This is a genomic window from Massilia sp. CT11-108 (genome assembly GCF_047302915.1).
Classification (GTDB): domain Bacteria; phylum Pseudomonadota; class Gammaproteobacteria; order Burkholderiales; family Burkholderiaceae_D; genus Telluria; species Telluria orientalis.
The window spans coordinates 1-598 of sequence record NZ_JBKYMO010001156.1 but is presented as its reverse complement, the minus strand read 5'-3'; the positions used below and the strand labels follow the sequence as shown (position 1 = coordinate 598).

Annotated in this window: 1 protein-coding gene; it reads left to right on the top strand. The window is 70.7% G+C overall.

The window, feature by feature from the left end:
• Nucleotides 1-338: DUF2145 domain-containing protein (locus ACEN88_RS33710; RefSeq protein ID WP_413346703.1), on the top strand; the 338-nt coding region annotated here is incomplete at its 5' end.
• Nucleotides 339-598 lie beyond the last annotated feature (260 nt).

Here is a 598-nt window from a genome sequence, read left to right as displayed (position 1 = left end):
AACACCCCCCCTGGCTCCCCTCCCCCCCCCCCCCCCCACACAAAAACCCCCCCGGGGGGGGGGGGCCGCGGGGGCCGCCCCCCCCCGCGCCGGCGGGCGCCGTCGAGACGCGTGCCGAGGCGCAAGCGTGGCTGAAGGCCCAGGGCTACCGCGTGCCGACGGTCGACATCCCGGCCGTGACGCGCCTGGGCGCCCGCATGTTCCGCGCCAACGTGGCGTTCGACGACCATCCGTTCGACCGGCGCATGGCCGGACAGATCGACACCGTGACGACGAACGCCGTCGTGAATTTCGTGCGGGGACGCGATCCACAGGCACGCGTGCTCGTCGTCGAGTAAATACGCCGATGTGACAATCCTTGAATTTTGCGACACATTCCGGCTGCTATCCTTGCCTCATTCGACCCAGGAGCGGGGATGGCGCGGACCGGCGCATCTTTGCAAGGATTTACACAAACCGTCAGCATCTTGACGGCCCGCGCGTCCATACTCCGGCGCAGGAAACGACACGAGACCATGCACCTGCCCGCCCTGCCCTACAAACAGCTCGCCCCCACCCGCGCGCGGGGGGGGCCCCGGCCGCCCCCCGCCCCCCCCCC